Here is a 17,022-nt window from a genome sequence, read left to right as displayed (position 1 = left end):
GCGAGGGGATTTATCCCCGTTGGGGCGCGTAGCGGCCCTGAATCCGGCATTCGCGCAATCCCTGAGGGGATGCATTCAATGGTTTCGGGACGGCTTTGCCGTTCAACGGGGAGAGATCCCCTCGCCACAAAAGCTACCCTGCAACCGCCATCAATCCAGCATCAACACCTTGGCCAGCACAATCTTCGGCCCTTTCATCTTCTTGATGATGATCCGCAGGCCTTCGACTTCCAGCACTTCTTCCTCTTCCGGCACCCGTTTCAGGGTTTCGTAGACCAGCCCGGCGAGGGTTTCGGCTTCGATGTGGTCCAGGTCGATACCCAGCAGGCGTTCAACCTTGAACAACGGCGTATCGCCGCGCACCAGCAGCTTGCCCGGCTGATACGCCAGAATCCCGCGCTCAGCCTTGCGGTGTTCGTCCTGAATATCGCCGACCAGTACTTCCAGCACGTCCTCCATGGTCAGGTAGCCAATGATGTTGCCGTCAGCCTCCTCGACCACGGCGAAGTGCGAGCCGCCCTTGCGGAACTGCTCCAGCAGCTGCGACAGCGGCATGTGTCGCGACACACGTTCCAGCGGACGGGTCAGTTCAGCCAGGTTGAACGACTCGGGAATGTGGTCCAGCGCCGCCAGTTCCAGCAGCAGGTCCTTGATGTGCAGCAGGCCGACGAACTCCTGGCGCTCGCTGTCGTACACCGGGTAACGGCTGAACTTGTGGCGACGGAACATGGCCAGGATTTCTTTCAGCGGCGCGTTGAATTCCAGGGTGATCAGGTCTTCCCGGGAGTTGGCCCAGTCGACCACTTCCAGTTCGCCCATCTCCACCGCCGAGGCCAGCACGCGCATGCCTTGGTCGCTCGGGTCCTGGCCACGGCTGGAGTGCAGGATCAGTTTCAGTTCTTCGCGGCTGTAATGGTGTTCGTGGTGCGGGCCGGGTTCGCCCTGGCCGGCGATCCGCAGAATCGCGTTGGCGCTGGCGTTGAGCAGGTAGATCGCCGGGTACATCGCCCAGTAGAACAGGTACAGCGGCACCGCCGTCCACAGCGACAGCAGCTCGGGTTTGCGGATCGCCCACGACTTGGGCGCCAGCTCACCGACCACGATGTGCAGGTACGAGATGATGAAGAACGCGGTAAAGAACGAAATGCCTTTGACCACCTCTGGCGATTGCACGCCGACTGCGCTCAGCAACGGTTCGAGAATGTGCGCGAACGCCGGCTCACCGACCCAGCCCAGGCCCAGGGAGGCGAGGGTGATACCGAGCTGGCAGGCCGAGAGGTACGCATCGAGCTGACTGTGCACGGTGCGCAGGATGTGCCCGCGCCAGCCGTTCTTGTCGGCGATGGCCTCGACCCGGGTCGAGCGCAGTTTGACCATGGCGAATTCCGCCGCAACGAAAAAGCCGTTGAGCAAAACCAGGATCAGAGCGAAAAGAATCATGCCGAAATCGGCGAACAGTGTTGCGAGGGACAAGCCAGGGGAAGGGTCCATGATGGAGTTTTGCGGGTTCCGTGTGATTCGTAAGAGAGAAAAAATCGCGCCTGAAAGGCAGACGCAAGTCAGCCAATGTAGCGGCTGACTTGGCGATTGCCTAGTGGCGCGTGCTGACCGGCGTTACTCGGCAGTGCTGATCGCCCGTGCCTGAGCGACCTGGGCCGGGGCGAAATGGCAGGTGAACGTGCTGCCGTGACCGGGCACGCTGCTGATCTCCATCCGCGCGCGGTGGCGCAACAACACGTGTTTGACGATTGCCAGGCCCAGCCCGGTGCCGCCAGTGTTGGAGTTGCGGCTGGAGTCGACGCGATAGAAACGCTCGGTCAGGCGCGGCAGGTGTTTGCTGTCGATACCGATCCCGGAATCCTGCACGCTCAGGTGCGCGCCTTGCTCGTCGCCCCACCAGCGAATGCGGATGTTGCCTTCGGCCGGGGTGTATTTCACGGCGTTGAACACCAGGTTGGAGAAGGCGCTGCGCAGTTCCGCCTCGCTGCCCTTGAGCAGGATTCTGCCGTCGGCGTCGAGGGTGATGTTCTGGTTCTTCTGCCCGGACAGCTGTTGCGCGTCGCTCTTGATCGACTGCAACAGCGTGTCGATCTGCACTGGCTGGTTGTCCGACGGGTAATCGGTGGCTTCCAGCTTCGCCAACAGCAACAGGTCGTTGAGCAGCGTCTGCATGCGCCCGCCCTGTTGTTGCATCTGCTGCAGCGCTCGGCTCCAGCGCGGGTTCACGTCCTCGACGTTGTCGAGCAGGGTTTCCAGGTAGCCGCAGATCACCGTCAGTGGCGTGCGCAGTTCGTGGGACACGTTGGCGATGAAGTCTTTGCGCATCTGTTCCAGCTGATGGATGCGCGTGACATCGCGCACCAGCATCAGGTGTTCGTTGTTGCCGTAGCGGGTCAGGTACAGCTGAATGCGCACGCGATCGTTGGTCGGCGAGGGGATTTCCAGCGGTTCGGCGTAGCTTTCCTGCTCGAAGTACTCCTTGAAGCGCGGATGGCGTACCAGGTTGGTCACCGGTTGGCCGCTGTCCTGCGGGGTCTTGAGGCCGAGCAGGGTTTCGGCGGCACGGTTCCACCATTCCAGGTTGCCGTCGCTGTCGAGCATGATCACCGCGTCTTTCAGCGCGGCGGTGGACTCCTGCACCCGGTCGATCACCGCTTGCAGGCGCCCGCGCACCCGTTGGTCGCGGCGTTGGAGGTGGTAGATGCTGTCGAACACCTCGCCCCACAGGCCGTAGCCGTCGGGCGGTGCTTCATCGGGTTGGTGCAGGCGCAGCCATTCGTGCAGGCGCAGCAGTTGCTTGAGCGTCCAGGCCAGGTAAAGACCCAGGCCGGCAGCGAGGCTCCAGCCGTAATAGCCGCTGATCAGGCCGATCACCAGACAGGCGGTGACCAGCAACAGCATGTGGCGAATCAGGGTGCCATGCCAGTTTTGATTCACGGGGGCGTCCTTAGCCGCAGCTTCAAGTTTCAAGCTGCAAGCTACAAGTCAGAGCGGCTCGCTGTTTCTTGCCGCTTGTAGCTAGAAGCTTGCAGCTGTTTTTATGCTTTTGTGGAGAACCGGTAGCCGGTGCCGCGCACGGTTTGTACCAGATTTTCATAAGCATCGCCGAGGGCCTTGCGCAGGCGTCGGATGTGCACGTCGACGGTGCGTTCTTCAACATAGACGTTGCCGCCCCAGACCTGATCCAGCAATTGCCCGCGAGTGTAGGCGCGTTCCTGGTGGGTCATGAAGAATTGCAGCAGACGGTATTCGGTCGGGCCCATCTCGGCCGGTTTGCCGTCGATGGTCACGCGGTGGCTGATCGGGTCGAGCAGCAGGCCGCCGACTTCGATCGGCGCTTCGCCATCAGTCGGGCCGGCACGGCGCAGCACAGCCTTGAGGCGCGCGACCAGTTCGCGTGGCGAAAACGGTTTGGTGATGTAGTCATCGGCGCCGACTTCCAGGCCCTGGATCTTGTTGTCCTCTTCGCCCTTGGCGGTGAGCATGATGATCGGGATGTCCCCGGTCAGCTCGTCGCGCTTGAGGCGTCGGGCCAGCTCGATGCCGGAAGTGCCGGGCAGCATCCAGTCGAGCAGGATCAGGTCCGGTTTGCGGTCGACGATGATGGCGTGTGCCTGCTGCGAGTTCTCTGCCTCGAGGCAGTCATAGCCGGCCATTTCCAACGCAACGGCGATCATTTCGCGAATGGGCGCTTCGTCGTCGACGATCAGAATGCTCCTGCCAACCATGCCTTAATCCTCTTGTCATTTAACTGTCTTGCGCCGCATTAGATAACGGAATTATTGCAGTCGTGTGACAGTATTTTAGTCGCCCGGCGGACGGCGGGATCCTGGACTAAGCTCTAAGTCCGAATCCTGACAACCACAAAAGAAGGTTTCCATGACGCAAATGACTGCTTCTTTCAAAGCCCTGCTGATGGCTGCTGCCCTGACTCTGCCTGGACTGGCCATGGCCGCCGAACCGGCCATGATGAAGGACGGCATGATGGTCGATCACAAAGGCATGACCGTTTACACGTTCGACAAGGACGCTGGCGGCAAGTCGATGTGCAACGGTGATTGCGCGAAGAACTGGCCACCGATGATGGCGCCGGCGGGTGCCAAGGCTGAAGGCAAATGGACGGTCATCAAACGCGATGACGGGATGATGCAATACGCTTATGACGGCAAGCCGCTGTACACCTTCATGAAGGACGAAAAACCTGGAGAAATGAAAGGTGATGGCATGAAGGAGATGTGGCACGTGGTGCACGAGCACAAGTAAACGCAAATCCCCTGTGGGAGCGAGCTTGCTCGCGAAGGCGTCGTCTCAGTCAGCCTATGTGGCAACTGACCCAACGCTTTCGCGAGCAAGCTCGCTGCCACAGGTTTTTGCGGATCAGCGCAACGCGTAATCCAGCACGATCCCGACAAAAATCGCCAACCCGGCCCAGTGGTTGTGCAAAAACGCCTTGAAGCAACGCATCCGGTCGCGATCGCGGGTGTACCAGAATTCCCACGCGTAACACCCAGCCGCCGCCAACAGGCCGAGATGAAACCACGTCCCCAACTCGAACTTCGACCCCGCCAGCAGCAGGCAAGCCAATGACAGCGCCTGCAAGGTCAGGATGATGACCCGATCCGCATCGCCGAACAGAATCGCCGTGGATTTCACGCCGATCTTCAGGTCGTCGTCCCGATCGGTCATTGCGTAATAGGTGTCATAACCCACTGTCCACAACAGATTGGCGATCCACAGCAGCCACGCGGCGGCGGGCAGTTCGCCGGTTTCGGCGGTGAACGCCATCGGCATGCCCCACGAAAACGCCGCCCCCAGCACCACTTGCGGGTAATAGGTGTAGCGCTTCATGAACGGGTAGGTGAACGCCAATGCCAGGCCGCCCAGCGACAACCAGATCGTCGGTGCATTGGTGCACAGCACCAGCAGGAAGCTCACGCCCATCAGCAGCGTGAAAAACACCAGCGCCTCTTTCGAACTGATCTTGCCGCTGGCCAGCGGGCGTTGCGCGGTGCGTTTGACGTGGCCATCGACCTTGCGGTCGGCCCAGTCGTTGATCACGCAGCCACCGGCACGGGTCAGTACCACGCCGAGCACGAAAATCACGATATTGGCCAGCGAAGGCGAGCCTTTACCGGCAATCCATAGCGCCCACAGCGTCGGCCACAGCAGCAGGTAAATGCCGATCGGCTTGTCCATGCGCGTCAGCTGAATGAAATCCCAGGCGCGCGGATTCAAGCGGTTCAGGGACTTGAGCAGGCTCTGGTACATCAGCAGTTCTCCGGATGGGCGCGGGCGGCACGCCACAGGCTCGGCAGGAAAATTTCCGCGACCAGCACACTCAGGGCGCCACGGTCGAAACGCGAACGGCGGCCCCACAGTTGCGGCGCTTTCGATGCGGCTGGCAACCACGCTTCGGGGTAGTGACAGACCTCGATGGCGCGGCGCTGGAAGGCGTGATCGCAAAACAGCAGCTCACCCAGGGAGCGGCTGCCCAGTTCGTCCATGTGCAAGCCATCACCTTGCAACGCGGCGCGTGACGCCACGCTGCGGGCAAACACCCAGGCCTCGCCGTGACCGCGCAGATACACCTCACGCACCCAGCCTTCGCTGCCTTCGGCCAGATCCAGCGCGGTGCATTCGTCGCTGCGCAGAGTGTCCCAGCCTTCGAACAACGGCGTGACGCTGAAGCCGTCATCGGACAGCCGCGTCAGGCGGCGGGTCAGCGAGCCTTCGTCGAACAACCAGTCCAGGGTCAACGGATCGGGGAGGGGCGTCAGTCGGCTTTGAGTCAGCCAGAGCGGGGCCGGGCAGGCATTTGAATGTTGCACAATGAGTCATTATTGGCCGCAAATGAGGCGGCGAGCTTAACATGGCGTGCTGCGAATTTGATTGATCCGGGTCGCCGTTGCGCCGAACAGGCTTGCATCTGCCCGGCACCATCAGTACAAAACGCCCTGAGCCGGATGGCAGCGCAACCACCATCGACCGTCCGCGCCGACAAAAGCCTGAATCCTGAGGAAGTACCTGAATGAAAAAGTGGCAATGCATCGTCTGCGGCCTGATCTACAACGAAGCTGAGGGGTGGCCGGATGACGGCATTGCGCCGGGCACCCGTTGGGAAGATGTACCGGCAGACTGGCTGTGCCCGGACTGCGGCGTCGGCAAGATGGACTTCGAAATGATCGAAATCAACTGAGAAAAACCAAGGAGTAAGGTATGAACGCACCTGTCGTAATCGTAGGCACCGGGCTTGCGGGTTACAACCTGGCCCGGGAGTTTCGCAAACTCGATGGCGAAACCCCGCTGCTGCTGATTACCGCCGATGACGGCCGCTCTTACTCCAAGCCGATGCTCTCCACCGGTTTCGGCAAGAACAAGGACGCCGATGGCCTGAGCATGGCTGAACCCGGCACCATGGCCGAGCAGTTGAAGGCCGAAGTGCGCACCCATACGCGCATCAGTGGTATCGACGCCGGCCACAAGCGCCTGTGGATTGGCGAAGAGGCGGTGTACTACCGCGACCTGATCCTCGCCTGGGGTGCGGAAACCGTACGCGTGCCGATCGAGGGCGATGGCGCTGATCTGGTATTCCCGATCAATGATCTCGAGGATTACGCGCGTTTTCGTGCGGCAGCCGAAGGCAAACGGCGGGTGCTGGTGCTCGGTGCCGGGTTGATCGGCTGCGAATTCGCCAACGACCTGATCCTCGGCGGCTACGAGGTGCAGCTGGTTGCACCGTGCGAGCAAGTGATGCCGATGCTGCTGCACCCGGCCGCTGCGGCAGCCGTGCAGGCCGGGCTGGAAAGCCTGGGCGCGCGTTTCCACCTCGGTCCGGTACTGAATCGCCTGGAAAAGGACGCCGACGGGCTAAAAGCGCATCTGTCCGACGGTCAGGTGATTGCCTGCGATGTCGTGGTGTCAGCCATCGGTCTGCGCCCGCGCATTGATCTGGCAGCGGCGGCCGGGGTGCAGGTCAATCGCGGCGTCGTCGTCGACCGGTATCTGAAAACGTCCCACGCCAATATCTACGCCTTGGGCGACTGTGCCGAGGTCGATGGCCTCAATCTGTTGTACGTCATGCCCCTCATGAGTGGTGCGCGTGCGCTGGCACAAACCCTCACCGGAAACCCTGCCGCAGTGAGCTACGGCCCGATGCCGATCACCGTGAAAACCCCGGTGTGCCCGTTGGTCGTTTCACCGCCGCCACGGGGCCGCGAAGGCGTCTGGACCGTCGAAGGGCAGGGCGCCGACATCAAGGCTGTGTGTCATGGCTCCGACGGCCAGTTGCTCGGTTATGCCCTGACTGGCGCGGCGGTGATGGAAAAACTCGCCCTGAACAAACAGCTTCCGGCGCTGCTGGCGTAAATACCGGTCGTTCTGTCGGAATCACCCCGCTTTTGCCCCTACAAAGGTCGCGGGGAGACTGGCGCCGCCGGTATCCGCGTGCCATTCTCACTCACGTCTGCCGCAGAGTAGAGCCTGCGGCGCCTTGGGCGCTGTTCCAACGAGAACAGCACGGACATAACAACAAAAAACCGTCAAAGGGGCTTCACTAATGCGTAAACCAGAACTCGCCGCTGCAATCGCTGAAAAAGCAGATCTGACCAAAGAGCAGGCCAACCGCGTACTCAACGCCGTCCTCGAAGAAATCACCGGCGCTCTGCACCGCAAGGACAGCGTGACGCTGGTGGGCTTCGGCACCTTCCTGCAACGCCACCGCGGCGCCCGTACCGGCAAAAACCCGCAGACCGGCGAGCCGGTTAAAATCAAGGCCAGCAACACCGTTGCGTTCAAGCCAGGCAAATCGTTGAAAGACAGCGTTAATCCTTAATTGCGGTGAACTCTCCGAACAACGGGGAGCAGCGCAATAAAAAATGGGCACACCGATTGCGGTCGGGTGCCCATTTTTTGTGGTGATTACACAATTGAATCAATATCCAGCTGATAGGGCGCACCGACCGCGTGTCCTCCCGTCATTGCCGCGATCGCTGCATCGTGGTCCTGGGCGGCGGGAGGAATCATCGCCAGTTGTTCCTGAACGAGATTTTCCGGGTGCGCGTTCCAGCGCAGCAGGTTTTCCTGCACCCACTCGGGCTGTTCGGCGTAGCTGCCGTAGACGTCGGCCTCGGTGACTCGCTGGCCGTGCAGGGCGACCAGTCGAGCGTGGGTCATTTCTATTTTGCTGATTTCTCTGTCGAGAACTGTCGTCTTGTGGGTTCTTTCCTCGTGCCGGACATACGCGCTGGGGTGGTCTCGGAGATTGCGCTTCACGGCACTCAGTTGGTCTTTGAGATTCTTTAAAGCGCCACTCACCCATTCGAACTCCCGGTACGTCACCACAGAACGTTTGAGCTGCTGCGCCTCCTGCCAGCGGCGCAGACTGGCCCAACAGCCGGGGATGTAGCTCCCGACCATAGAGTGATCGCTCGCCGCGGCGAGCTGCTCCAGAAATGAGCCGCGCTTGGGCAAGCCATTGATATTTCGCAAGGCCTGCGCACAACCGTGATCGTTGATGAGGCTGCAGCCCGGCTGCCAGAGAATGGATGACTTGTGTTCCTTGCCAAACACCACCGGCATGAAGTGGCGTAGTTCACCGTGATGCCCGTAATCCTCACCAAAGAAGTTGGTTACGCCCCAGACCAGCAAGGCAAACCCGGCGACCGGTTGAAGGGCCAACACCACTCCGTTGGCGGTGTACATTTGCTTGGGTTCGGCATAGGTGTTCATCCAGGTGGCGGGTACGCTGGGTACCGGGTCGTTCTGGTTGACGATGCGGTGGTGGGTCAGTGACTGGGCGCTTGCGATGAAGGTGGTGTCGCCGGCGCGAGGGGCACCGTAGGTGTAGAGCACGATATCCGATGAGTATTGAGGATCGCGGCGCAGCATCTCGGACAAGATCAGTGCTATCGCCCCGCCCAGGCTGTGTCCGGTAATCAGCAGTTTTTGCCCACTGTAGAACCTCTCCAGATAGCTCACGACAAACGGGAAAACCGCTTGGGCGCCCCCGTAGAAGCCACGGTGCACCTTGCCTTCTCCTTCTTGAAAAGGCACCTGATAGGCGTCTCCATCGCGCAGGCCATCGGGCAACGTTTCGCTGGTTCCCCGGACACTGATCAATATCACCTCGTCGTGATGCGTGATAAACGCCTGAGTGTCCGTACTGTCGGCTTGTTTGCGATCATCGAAAAAGTGCAGCTTGGCCGGATGTTCCTGTTGATCCCCCAGTGCTGGATCATTCACCTCGGGGTAAAGCTGTGGATCGAACGGCACCACTTCCAGGCGTTTCGAGTAAGGCACTTCTTCATACAACGGGTAGTACTTCTTCGTTTGCGAGGCATCGACTTTCCACAACTCATCAAACTGCGGCAGTGCATGGCCGAACCAATTGCCGCTGCTGGGCTGCACGGGGAAACTCACACGGTCGGTCTTGACCGGTTGTGTGTTCGGCTCCTGGCCGAAGTCGGTGTAACTCAGGGTCGCCATCAATGACAGTTGATAGAGGTTGAGTGCGCAGAACTCGTTGCCGATCGACAGCATAGGGCGTAACGCCCGCATGGGGCGCACTTCCAGCACATGGTGCTTGTTCGGCAACAAGGCAATGCCCTTGGGTTTGGGTGGCGGCGGAGAGAAACCCAACTCGACCGTGGCCATGCTGGCCTGACTGAAGATCGCGCTCATTCCTGCGTCCGGCGCATTGCTATCAATCTGCGCGAACGTTCGGGTTTGGGGCGTGGAGCGCATGAGTTTGTGCACCACCATATTCGGCGGATCACGACGCTCTGCCAGAGGCGGCAAGTGCGCTACATGTTTGACCAGTTCGCTCACTTCAACCTGGTAATAGGCGTTGGTCCCGGCTAGGTCTTTTGCTGGATTGGCCTGGGTACGCACGCCTGATTTGGTGACGAAGCGGGTTTTCTCGGCGCGAACCTGGAGTTCGGTAATGGGGAGGGGGTAGTGCTCCCTTGTTCTTAAATCTTTATAGAGTGCTTCTGTTCCTTTAAAGGGCTGGTTGAACTTGAGTACTACCGGGCCGCAGTAATGGTCGTTCACGTTGCCGGAACCCGTGGCATCCAGTTTGCCCGTGTAAACGGTGTCCTCATAATCGATAATTTCGTACGTCAACCCCGCATAGGATTTGCCATCACCAAACTCGTCCACTAATTGAAAACTCGTCGAATGTCCGCGCATTGGGCAGGCGTGGATGTTGCCTTGCATAAAGGCAGCGACGCTCGGATCTAACGGTTCAATGCTCATGGGGTCTCGTCCTTGTTTTCCGTGCAGCCCGGATAAATAGTGCAAACCCGCTCATCCACCATCCTGAAGGTGCTGAAGTCTTTGTAATTTCCATTGCAGTAACCACGCTGATCTTCCATACCTTCACCCAAACAGCGCTTCCAGCCACCGGGAACTTCAACCCAGGTGTCACCCCAGCCGGGCCTTTCTTCATCAGCCAACTTGATCTTCAGTTTTACGGTTTTCCCCGGCAGTTGCTTCAGCGTGTATGCCGTGGAAGGACGACTCCGGGCGACATTGCCCTGCTCATCCATTTTTTTGCATCTCAACATTTTTATGAGGTAACGCTTGGGGCTGACCGTGCGAAAAAACCACATGCACTCGCCGAAGAACTCACCTGTACCGTCATCGCTGAATCTCCCTATGTGCCGCTCCAGTAACTCGTGACGCACGGCAAATGAGGCGTAGTCATAGCTGCTGTTACTTCTTCCAGGGCCAAAAACGCCAATCACCTTGATCTCCACATGATTCAGCGCCAGCGGGCAGTTGCTCACGGTTCTGTAAAGCGGGATTTCTGATGTACCTTCATATTTCATGTTGGTTTTATTGAACCCAAGCTGAGTACCTATTCCACCCGGTACCGAGCATGTCTGATCTTGGGCGGGCACGTAGGTGGCCGTCAGGTCGTACCTGAAGTTGGGCGGAAGGTCTGGAACAAAGGTGAAAGTGTTTGGTTTGCTGACAGCCGAGCAACCCACTGTCAAAGCAAGGCAAGTGCCCAATGTCAGACGTTGAAGGACTTGTTTGAAGTGCAGGAAATACACCCGCGATTGCTGTGTTTTTTGATCCCTCATGGTGATGCATCCTTGTTTTCCGTGCAGCCGGGGTAAATGGTGCAAACGCGTTCATCCACCATTCTGAAAGTGCTGAAGTCTTTGTGATTGCCGTAACAAAACGCATGTTGATCTTCGAAACTTTTCCCCATGCAGCGCTTCCAGCCGTCAGGTACTTTGACCCAGGTGTCTCCAAAGGCCGGCTTTTCCTGTTCGGACAACCTGATCCTCAGCTTTATGGTTTTCCCCGAGAGTTGTGTCAGCGTGTAAGCCGTGAACGGACGACTTCGGCCAACATTGCCCTGCGCATCCATTTTTTTGCAGGTAAGCAGCTTGATCAGGTAACGCTTAGGCCCGACGGTACGAAAAGACCACATGCACTCGCCGAAGAACTCACCTGTGCCGTCTTCGTCGAAAGTCCCCATGTGCCGTTCCAGCAACTCCGGGCGTACGGCAAATGACGCATAGTCATAGCTGCTGTTACTTCGTCCAGAGCCAAAAACACCGATGATCTTGATTTCCACTTCATTCAAGGACAGCGGGCAGCCGCTCGCGGTTTTGTACAGCTCAATTTCCGCGGTGCTGACGTATTCCATATTCGGCTTATTGAAGCTGACCCAGAAATCCGGCTTCCCCGCCACCCTGCACGTTTCACCTTCGATGGGCAGGTAGATGGCTTTAAGTTCGTACTTGAAGTTGGGCGGAAGGTCGGGAACAAAGGTGAAAGTGTTTGGTGTCCCCACAGCCGAACAACCGACGCTCAGCGCGAGGCAACTGCCAAGCGCCAGCAATCGAAATGCACCGTTCATAAACGAGCCTCTCCCTGCCAATACAGCACTTGCTGGTAGACCCGCTCAAAATGCGCCGCCGGTTCTTCTTCAGGTTTTGGCAGCCACGATTTGGGCGGCAGATACCCCGGCATCTGCAAACTCTGCATCAGCAAGAAATGCACTTGCTCCGGTGCTTGCCAGCCCCACAGGTGAGTTCGCTGAATCTGCCCCCACAACCAGTCATCCACATCCAATTGTTCCGCGAGCCTGATCAGCGCTTCGGTGTGTTGGCCCACCAGATAGCGCCGGGCGTTATCGAACAGCACGTTGGCGTAAATCAGCTCCGGTGTCGGGGTCTGTAGCCATGGCGGGTCGGCTGGCACCGGGTGTGCGCCAGGATCGGGATTGTCGGCGACCCTCCATTGCCCGTCGTGCCAGTAACAGACGCTGACCATCGGCCCCAGAAGTTCGGCGTACTGCTGCGGTTGCAGATGAGCCAGCGCGCGGCCGAGTACCCGATTGTCATGCGCGCGATAGACCGCCAGAGTTGGCCGTTCACCGGTCAGCACGCGTTCGCGCCAATGCGCCGCCAGGGTATCCAGCTCAACGTGACTGGCGCTTGCCAGCCAGCCCCAGTTGCGTTCGGGGGCGCGCAGCAAACTCTGAATCGCCGGGTCATGAATAGAGTCGATGTGAAACAGCAGCGGCCCTGCCTGCGCCAGTGCGTTTGCGGCTGTTCCTGCATACAGATTGCGATACCGTGCAACGCCCTGTTCGTCCAGCAGCGCAGCTCTTGTATCCATCTGCCCGTCGATATCGAGCATCAGATAAAGATCGCGCCCGGCCCGGTGTTGTTCGTGCAGCCATGATTCGAGCGCAGTCATGCGACTTCTCCAAGGCTGCACTGGCCAGCCAGACAGGCCTCGCAGAGCGGGCAATAGTCGGCCGCCTGCTGACGGGCGTCGCTGAGGATGGACGGCGGGGTGGCGATGGCGGGGATGGCTTGGCGGGCTTCAGCCTGCAATGGCTGCAACGGCGTGATCCCTGGCATGGGCGCACCGCCCTCGACGATGGGCACGCTACTGAAAATCCCCGCAGCGTTGATCACGAGGTGATGCCCGCCGGCCGTCAACGTCAGGCTCATGCCGGCATCAATCACCACGTTGCTGGCGCTCACATGTGCCTGTTCACCGGCCTGAATCACCAGTGCCCCGACCGACTGACTGCTGGTGCCACTGACCGTGAGCAAATCATCGGCGTTTATCACCGTGCTGCGCACGCCTTGGTGGGTGCGCAGCGCCTTGCCCTCGATCAGGGTGGTGCTGTCGTTGCCCGTCTGTTCGAAGCGGTCATGACCGATCACGCTGCGACTGTCGTTGAGGATCAGTTGCTCGATGTCGCGCTCGGCGCGCAGGTAGATTTTTTCCCTGCCGGCACGGTCTTCGATCGACAACTCGTTGTAGCCGCCATTGCGCGGCGAGCTTTGGCTGCGCAATACCGTTCGGGTCTTGTGTTCGGGCAGTTGATGGGCGACTGAGGTGACCTTGTTGGGCACGCAACCGGTGATCAGCGGTTTGTCCGGGTCGCCGTCCTGAAAGGTCACGACCACTTCCATGCCAATCCGCGGAATGGTTACCGCGCCAAAACCTTCACCCGCCCAACTGGATGCAACACGGATCCAGCAACTGCTTTTTTCGCTGCCGAGTTCGGCGCGATCCCATGGGAACTCCACGCGAACTCTGCCGTACTCGTCGCAAAAAATGTCCTCGCCAGCAGGGCCGGTGACGCGCGCGGTCTGGCAGACCAGCAGCGGCTTGCGCGGCGGCAGAGAAGGGCGGTAAGACACCTCCGCCGGCATGGCCGTGAAGGTGTTGCGATAACCTTGGGTGAAACCGTCGGCGGGTGGGGCGTCATTGCTGCCTGCTTCTTCAAGTGACTGCGGCTGCCTTCCTTCATGATGAAGACTTGCCAGTAGCCACAGCTCGTTGCAGTCCTGGCGCGGGTGTTCGGTCAGGTCGAACAGGTAGCCGCTGCGCAAGGTGCTTTGATTGCTTTTGCCTTCGATCAATAAATAGTCGCGGCGGTGCCGCTCCAGTGCCTGACGTGCCAGTTGTCTGCCGTGTTTTTCCGACGTCATCAGCAGCGGGTAGCGATAGTCCTCAAGCTCGGGTGTGAATTCGGCAGTGAAACGACTTTCAAGCAACAGGTTGGGTCGCCTCAAGTCATAGTCGCGGCGGGTGACGGTGGTGGTGCGAGTGTTGAAGCGCAGGGTCAGTTCATTGACCACCGGGTGTTCCGCGACCATGCCGCTGTCGGCCTGAAAAGGCGTCGGACCCAGTGTCGGGAAGAACACCTGACTGTCGGTGAACACCAGCAAATGCCGATCTGGCGAATGCTGGTGATGCCACGCAATTCCGTCTTCGGCGCACAGACGCTGAATGAACGCGAAATCGCTTTCGTCATACTGCGTGCAGTACTCACGCTCCGGATTGAGCGCGACGTTGAAGGTGAAGACGTCGGACTGGATGCCATGACGCTGGAGCACTTGCGCAATGATTTGCGGCACCGTCAGCTTCTGGAAAATCCGCTGGTCGTAGCTGAACTGCAAATAGTGCAACGCTGGCACCAGCGTGAGTGCATAGCGGGTCAGGCGTTTTCCGGATTCCCCGAGCATCACCTCTTCGATACGCCCGTGAATGCCTTCGCCGTTGTGGCCGAACTGCAGGAATGCCGGTTGACTGAGCAGTCGCTCCAGATCGAGGTGCGGATACTCGCTGACCAGTTCTATGCGGATGGAATAAAGCTGACTGATAGCTTCAGTGCCATCGAATGCCAGTACCTGAAAATCATGGCGAATTCCGGGAATTTGCAGGGTAAAAGGCGCGCAACTGCCCGTGCTGAACATACGCTTGTCCTTAAGCAAGGTGAGTCGATGCGCGGTGTTCGATCGTCCCTGATCGCCACGCGAAAGAATTTGCCAAGGCAAGCTAGCAATGCAGGAAATAAATTGATGTAAGAAGTATCCCTGAGGTTTGTCAGAGTATTCCGGGTGTAAAAGTGCGGGCAGAATTGAAGGAAAAGACTGTAGGGAAACACTTCAATAATTATTGAGTTGGTACGGATGTACAGTGTTCAGCAGTTCCGTATAAGTTTCAGGAATATGAACTGCCATCAAATTGATGGCACTTTTTTTGTTTGGCGTTGTCCGCGAAAAAAATATTTAGAAAAATCTGCGTTTTTCGGAAGAGTCCTACTTCTATTTTTTTCGAGAGTTGTCATGCTTGCCGCCCTGTTATGGAACGGGCGTTCGGGCCGATACGGTCAAGTTCGAGCGGGCCGCTCTGGATCAAGGGTTCTGAAGGGGTGTGGCGAATGCAGGCCATATAAATCGCTATCAGGGATTCCCCTGTCGGATATAGGGCAATCTCTTACACGCCTCAATGAACACTTCGTCTTGTTGTTTAATCGGATGCTTGCTAGTGGCCATCATAGTGATTACGATGCGCCCACTTGAAAGAGCACATCTCAATTGGATGAGTCGCTTCACCGCTCTTCGATACTGTCCAGCGCCGTGGCAACTCCAATAGGCGCATGACTGTAATCCTAATTAAAGGCCATGGATGTCCTACTCAAGCAAACTTTCCGCCCATTACCTCGAACTCGCAAAAGTCTCTGTTTCCAAAGAGAATTTCGCGGGCGAAGACGTTCGTTTTTCGAGCGAATTCGAGGCCCTGGAAAGCGAGCTGGCCAAAGCTTCGTCGATGCACGAGAGCGGGCAGATCGACTGGCTGAAAATCCGTGAAAACAGCGAAAGTCTCCTGCGCACCCAGTCCAAGGACTTGCGGGTTGGTGCCTGGCTGACCTGGTCGCTGTACCAGCGCGAGTCCTTCCCCGGGCTGCTGGCGGGCCTCGGTTTGCTGCACCACCTGTCGGAAAACAACTGGGCCGACGTTCACCCGCTCAAACCCCGTACCCGTGCCGCCGCCATCGGCTGGCTGGTGCCGCGTCTCGAGCAGGTCATCACTGAAAACATTGCGATCAAAGAGCAGTTGCCGATGTTCCGGCAGCTCTCCGAGCACCTGTCCGGTCTCGAAGCGGCCTGCGCTGAACATCTGGGCGATGATGCGCCGCTGCTGCTGCCGATCTCCCGTCGTCTGAAAACCATGATCCAGCGCGCCGCTGACAATCAGCCGGCCCCCGGCGTGGTGGGCGCGGCGGTGGCGCAGGTCAAGCAGGCTGCGAGCCAGTTGCTGACGCCCGGCGCGCCGATCGACAACGAGCGCGAGGCACACAAAGCCTTGCGCGCCCAGCAGGAAAGTGCCCGCCCGTTGTGTGCCTGGTGGCTCAAGCAGAAGGCCACCGACCTGCGCGCCCTGCGCCTGAATCGCACACTGCTGTGGATGACCATCGACGCGGTACCCGAGCGCAACGCCGAGCAGATCACCGTGTTGCGCGGCCTGCCGCTGGAGAAACTCAAGCTCTATCAGGACCGTTTCGATCAGGGCAAATACGCCGACCTGCTGGTGGAACTGGAGGCGAGCCTGGCGAAGGCGCCGTTCTGGTTCGATGGCCAGAGGATGGTCTGGGAATGTCTCCAGAACCTCAACGCCGAGTTGGCCATGCGCGAAGTGGAAATCCACTTCGCGCTTTTGATTCAGCGCCTGCCCGGCATTGTCGAGTTGCGCTTCCATGACGGCGCGCCGTTTGCCGATCCGTCCACCCGGGCGTGGATCGCCGCCAACGTCATGCCGCACCTGCAAAGCGCCAGTGCGCCGCGCAAGGTCGAAAGCGAAAACGTCGAAACCCAGCCCGCCTGGGAAAAGGCCCTTGAGGAAGTGTTGCCACTGCTGCGCAAGGAAGGCCTGAAACCGGCCGTGCAGATCCTCAAGCAGGGTTTGCAGTCGGCCCACGGTGGTCGCGAGCGCTTCTTCTGGCAGTTCGCCCTCGCGCGCCTGTGCTTCATGGCCAAGAAGTACGAACTGGCCAAGAACCAGCTCGAAACCCTCGATCAGACATTACAGGACTCAGGCCTGCACGCCTGGGAGCCCGATCTTGCATTGGAAGTGCTGCACCTGCTGCACAGTTGCTGCGAGTTGTTGCCGCAGAACCATGCAGTGCGTGAACGCAAGGAAGAGATTTATCGCAGGCTGTGCCACCTCGACCTCGAAGTGGTACTCGAATAGGCC

General features: G+C 59.1%; 15 protein-coding genes. 5 read left to right on the top strand and 10 right to left on the bottom strand.

Going from position 1 to position 17,022, the window contains the following annotated elements:
- Positions 1-150 precede the first annotated feature (150 nt).
- The 3 genes from HV782_RS00500 to phoB form a co-directional block, all read right to left on the bottom strand.
- On the bottom strand, positions 151-1,491 hold the full coding sequence (locus HV782_RS00500) for a hemolysin family protein (protein ID WP_123469940.1): 1,341 nt from the start codon (positions 1,489-1,491) through the stop codon (positions 151-153).
- 123 nt (positions 1,492-1,614) lie between these two features.
- Positions 1,615-2,901 (bottom strand): phosphate regulon sensor histidine kinase PhoR, encoded by a 1,287-nt coding sequence (phoR, locus tag HV782_RS00495; protein ID WP_189655731.1) that lies wholly within the window; start codon positions 2,899-2,901, stop codon positions 1,615-1,617.
- Positions 2,902-3,038: 137 nt separating this feature from the next.
- Positions 3,039-3,728: a phosphate regulon transcriptional regulator PhoB gene (gene phoB, locus HV782_RS00490; RefSeq protein WP_007896474.1), complete on the bottom strand. Its 690-nt coding sequence runs from the start codon at positions 3,726-3,728 to the stop codon at positions 3,039-3,041.
- A gap of 151 nt (positions 3,729-3,879) precedes the next feature.
- Between phoB and HV782_RS00485 the strand changes: the two genes are divergently transcribed.
- Positions 3,880-4,263 carry a COG4315 family predicted lipoprotein gene (locus HV782_RS00485; protein ID WP_128613625.1) on the top strand — a complete coding sequence of 128 codons (384 nt, stop codon included), beginning with the start codon at positions 3,880-3,882 and terminating at the stop codon, positions 4,261-4,263.
- Positions 4,264-4,377: 114 nt separating this feature from the next.
- Here the strand turns inward: HV782_RS00485 and ubiA are convergent, their stop codons facing one another.
- Positions 4,378-5,268 (bottom strand): 4-hydroxybenzoate octaprenyltransferase, encoded by an 891-nt coding sequence (gene ubiA / locus HV782_RS00480; protein WP_186743887.1) that lies wholly within the window; start codon positions 5,266-5,268, stop codon positions 4,378-4,380.
- Positions 5,268-5,828: a chorismate--pyruvate lyase family protein gene (locus HV782_RS00475; protein WP_123469934.1), complete on the bottom strand. Its 561-nt coding sequence runs from the start codon at positions 5,826-5,828 to the stop codon at positions 5,268-5,270. The genes ubiA and HV782_RS00475 overlap by 1 nt, the downstream gene beginning before the upstream one ends.
- Positions 5,829-6,028: 200 nt before the next feature.
- Here HV782_RS00475 and HV782_RS00470 point away from each other — a divergent pair, with 200 nt between their 5' ends.
- The 3 genes from HV782_RS00470 to HV782_RS00460 all read left to right on the top strand — a co-directional run bounded on the left by HV782_RS00470 (position 6,029) and on the right by HV782_RS00460 (position 7,831).
- Positions 6,029-6,196 carry a rubredoxin gene (locus HV782_RS00470; RefSeq protein ID WP_053148867.1) on the top strand — a complete coding sequence of 56 codons (168 nt, stop codon included), beginning with the start codon at positions 6,029-6,031 and terminating at the stop codon, positions 6,194-6,196.
- Between the two features lie 20 nt (positions 6,197-6,216).
- A complete protein-coding gene (locus HV782_RS00465) occupies positions 6,217-7,365 on the top strand; it encodes an NAD(P)/FAD-dependent oxidoreductase (RefSeq protein WP_123469933.1) in 1,149 nt (382 codons plus the stop codon).
- A gap of 190 nt (positions 7,366-7,555) precedes the next feature.
- Complete coding sequence (locus HV782_RS00460) at positions 7,556-7,831, top strand: HU family DNA-binding protein (protein WP_003213368.1); 276 nt, start codon at positions 7,556-7,558, stop codon at positions 7,829-7,831.
- A gap of 86 nt (positions 7,832-7,917) precedes the next feature.
- Here HV782_RS00460 and HV782_RS00455 read toward each other — a convergent pair whose 3' ends face one another.
- From HV782_RS00455 to tssI, 5 genes are read right to left on the bottom strand one after another with little or no spacing between them, the layout of a single operon-like run.
- Complete coding sequence (locus tag HV782_RS00455) at positions 7,918-10,254, bottom strand: lipase family protein (RefSeq protein WP_186743890.1); 2,337 nt, start codon at positions 10,252-10,254, stop codon at positions 7,918-7,920.
- Positions 10,251-11,087, bottom strand: coding sequence for a hypothetical protein (locus tag HV782_RS00450; RefSeq protein ID WP_186743892.1), 837 nt, complete (start codon positions 11,085-11,087; stop codon positions 10,251-10,253). Before HV782_RS00450 ends, HV782_RS00455 begins: the two co-directional genes overlap by 4 nt.
- Positions 11,084-11,875: a hypothetical protein gene (locus tag HV782_RS00445; protein WP_186743894.1), complete on the bottom strand. Its 792-nt coding sequence runs from the start codon at positions 11,873-11,875 to the stop codon at positions 11,084-11,086. The genes HV782_RS00450 and HV782_RS00445 overlap by 4 nt, the downstream gene beginning before the upstream one ends.
- Positions 11,872-12,720, bottom strand: coding sequence for a DUF4123 domain-containing protein (locus HV782_RS00440; RefSeq protein WP_186743896.1), 849 nt, complete (start codon positions 12,718-12,720; stop codon positions 11,872-11,874). The genes HV782_RS00445 and HV782_RS00440 overlap by 4 nt, the downstream gene beginning before the upstream one ends.
- A complete protein-coding gene (tssI, locus tag HV782_RS00435; protein ID WP_128615649.1) occupies positions 12,717-14,741 on the bottom strand; it encodes a type VI secretion system tip protein TssI/VgrG in 2,025 nt (674 codons plus the stop codon). Before tssI ends, HV782_RS00440 begins: the two co-directional genes overlap by 4 nt.
- A 715-nt stretch (positions 14,742-15,456) precedes the next feature.
- Between tssI and tssA the strand changes: the two genes are divergently transcribed.
- On the top strand, positions 15,457-17,019 hold the full coding sequence (gene tssA, locus HV782_RS00430) for a type VI secretion system protein TssA (RefSeq protein ID WP_186743906.1): 1,563 nt from the start codon (positions 15,457-15,459) through the stop codon (positions 17,017-17,019).
- The last annotated feature ends 3 nt before the right edge of the window (positions 17,020-17,022 follow it).

The organism is Pseudomonas monsensis, assembly GCF_014268495.2.
Taxonomy (GTDB): domain Bacteria; phylum Pseudomonadota; class Gammaproteobacteria; order Pseudomonadales; family Pseudomonadaceae; genus Aquipseudomonas; species Aquipseudomonas monsensis.
The sequence above is the reverse complement of the archived record's forward strand: the minus strand, read 5'-3'. Positions and strand labels throughout refer to the sequence as shown.

What these genes read in the sequence shown, in the direction of transcription:
- HV782_RS00445 (WP_186743894.1), bottom strand. Translation starts at nt 11,875, where the DNA reads ATGAACGGTGCATTTCGATTGCTGGCGCTTGGCAGTTGCCTCGCGCTG.
- HV782_RS00440 (WP_186743896.1), bottom strand. Translation starts at nt 12,720, where the DNA reads ATGACTGCGCTCGAATCATGGCTGCACGAACAACACCGGGCCGGGCGC.
- tssI (WP_128615649.1), bottom strand. Translation starts at nt 14,741, where the DNA reads ATGTTCAGCACGGGCAGTTGCGCGCCTTTTACCCTGCAAATTCCCGGA.
- HV782_RS00450 (WP_186743892.1), bottom strand. Translation starts at nt 11,087, where the DNA reads ATGAGGGATCAAAAAACACAGCAATCGCGGGTGTATTTCCTGCACTTC.
- phoB (WP_007896474.1), bottom strand. Translation starts at nt 3,728, where the DNA reads ATGGTTGGCAGGAGCATTCTGATCGTCGACGACGAAGCGCCCATTCGC.
- HV782_RS00460 (WP_003213368.1), top strand. Translation starts at nt 7,556, where the DNA reads ATGCGTAAACCAGAACTCGCCGCTGCAATCGCTGAAAAAGCAGATCTG.
- tssA (WP_186743906.1), top strand. Translation starts at nt 15,457, where the DNA reads ATGTCCTACTCAAGCAAACTTTCCGCCCATTACCTCGAACTCGCAAAA.
- HV782_RS00465 (WP_123469933.1), top strand. Translation starts at nt 6,217, where the DNA reads ATGAACGCACCTGTCGTAATCGTAGGCACCGGGCTTGCGGGTTACAAC.
- ubiA (WP_186743887.1), bottom strand. Translation starts at nt 5,268, where the DNA reads ATGTACCAGAGCCTGCTCAAGTCCCTGAACCGCTTGAATCCGCGCGCC.
- HV782_RS00455 (WP_186743890.1), bottom strand. Translation starts at nt 10,254, where the DNA reads ATGAGCATTGAACCGTTAGATCCGAGCGTCGCTGCCTTTATGCAAGGC.
- HV782_RS00500 (WP_123469940.1), bottom strand. Translation starts at nt 1,491, where the DNA reads ATGGACCCTTCCCCTGGCTTGTCCCTCGCAACACTGTTCGCCGATTTC.
- HV782_RS00485 (WP_128613625.1), top strand. Translation starts at nt 3,880, where the DNA reads ATGACGCAAATGACTGCTTCTTTCAAAGCCCTGCTGATGGCTGCTGCC.
- HV782_RS00470 (WP_053148867.1), top strand. Translation starts at nt 6,029, where the DNA reads ATGAAAAAGTGGCAATGCATCGTCTGCGGCCTGATCTACAACGAAGCT.
- phoR (WP_189655731.1), bottom strand. Translation starts at nt 2,901, where the DNA reads ATGCTGTTGCTGGTCACCGCCTGTCTGGTGATCGGCCTGATCAGCGGC.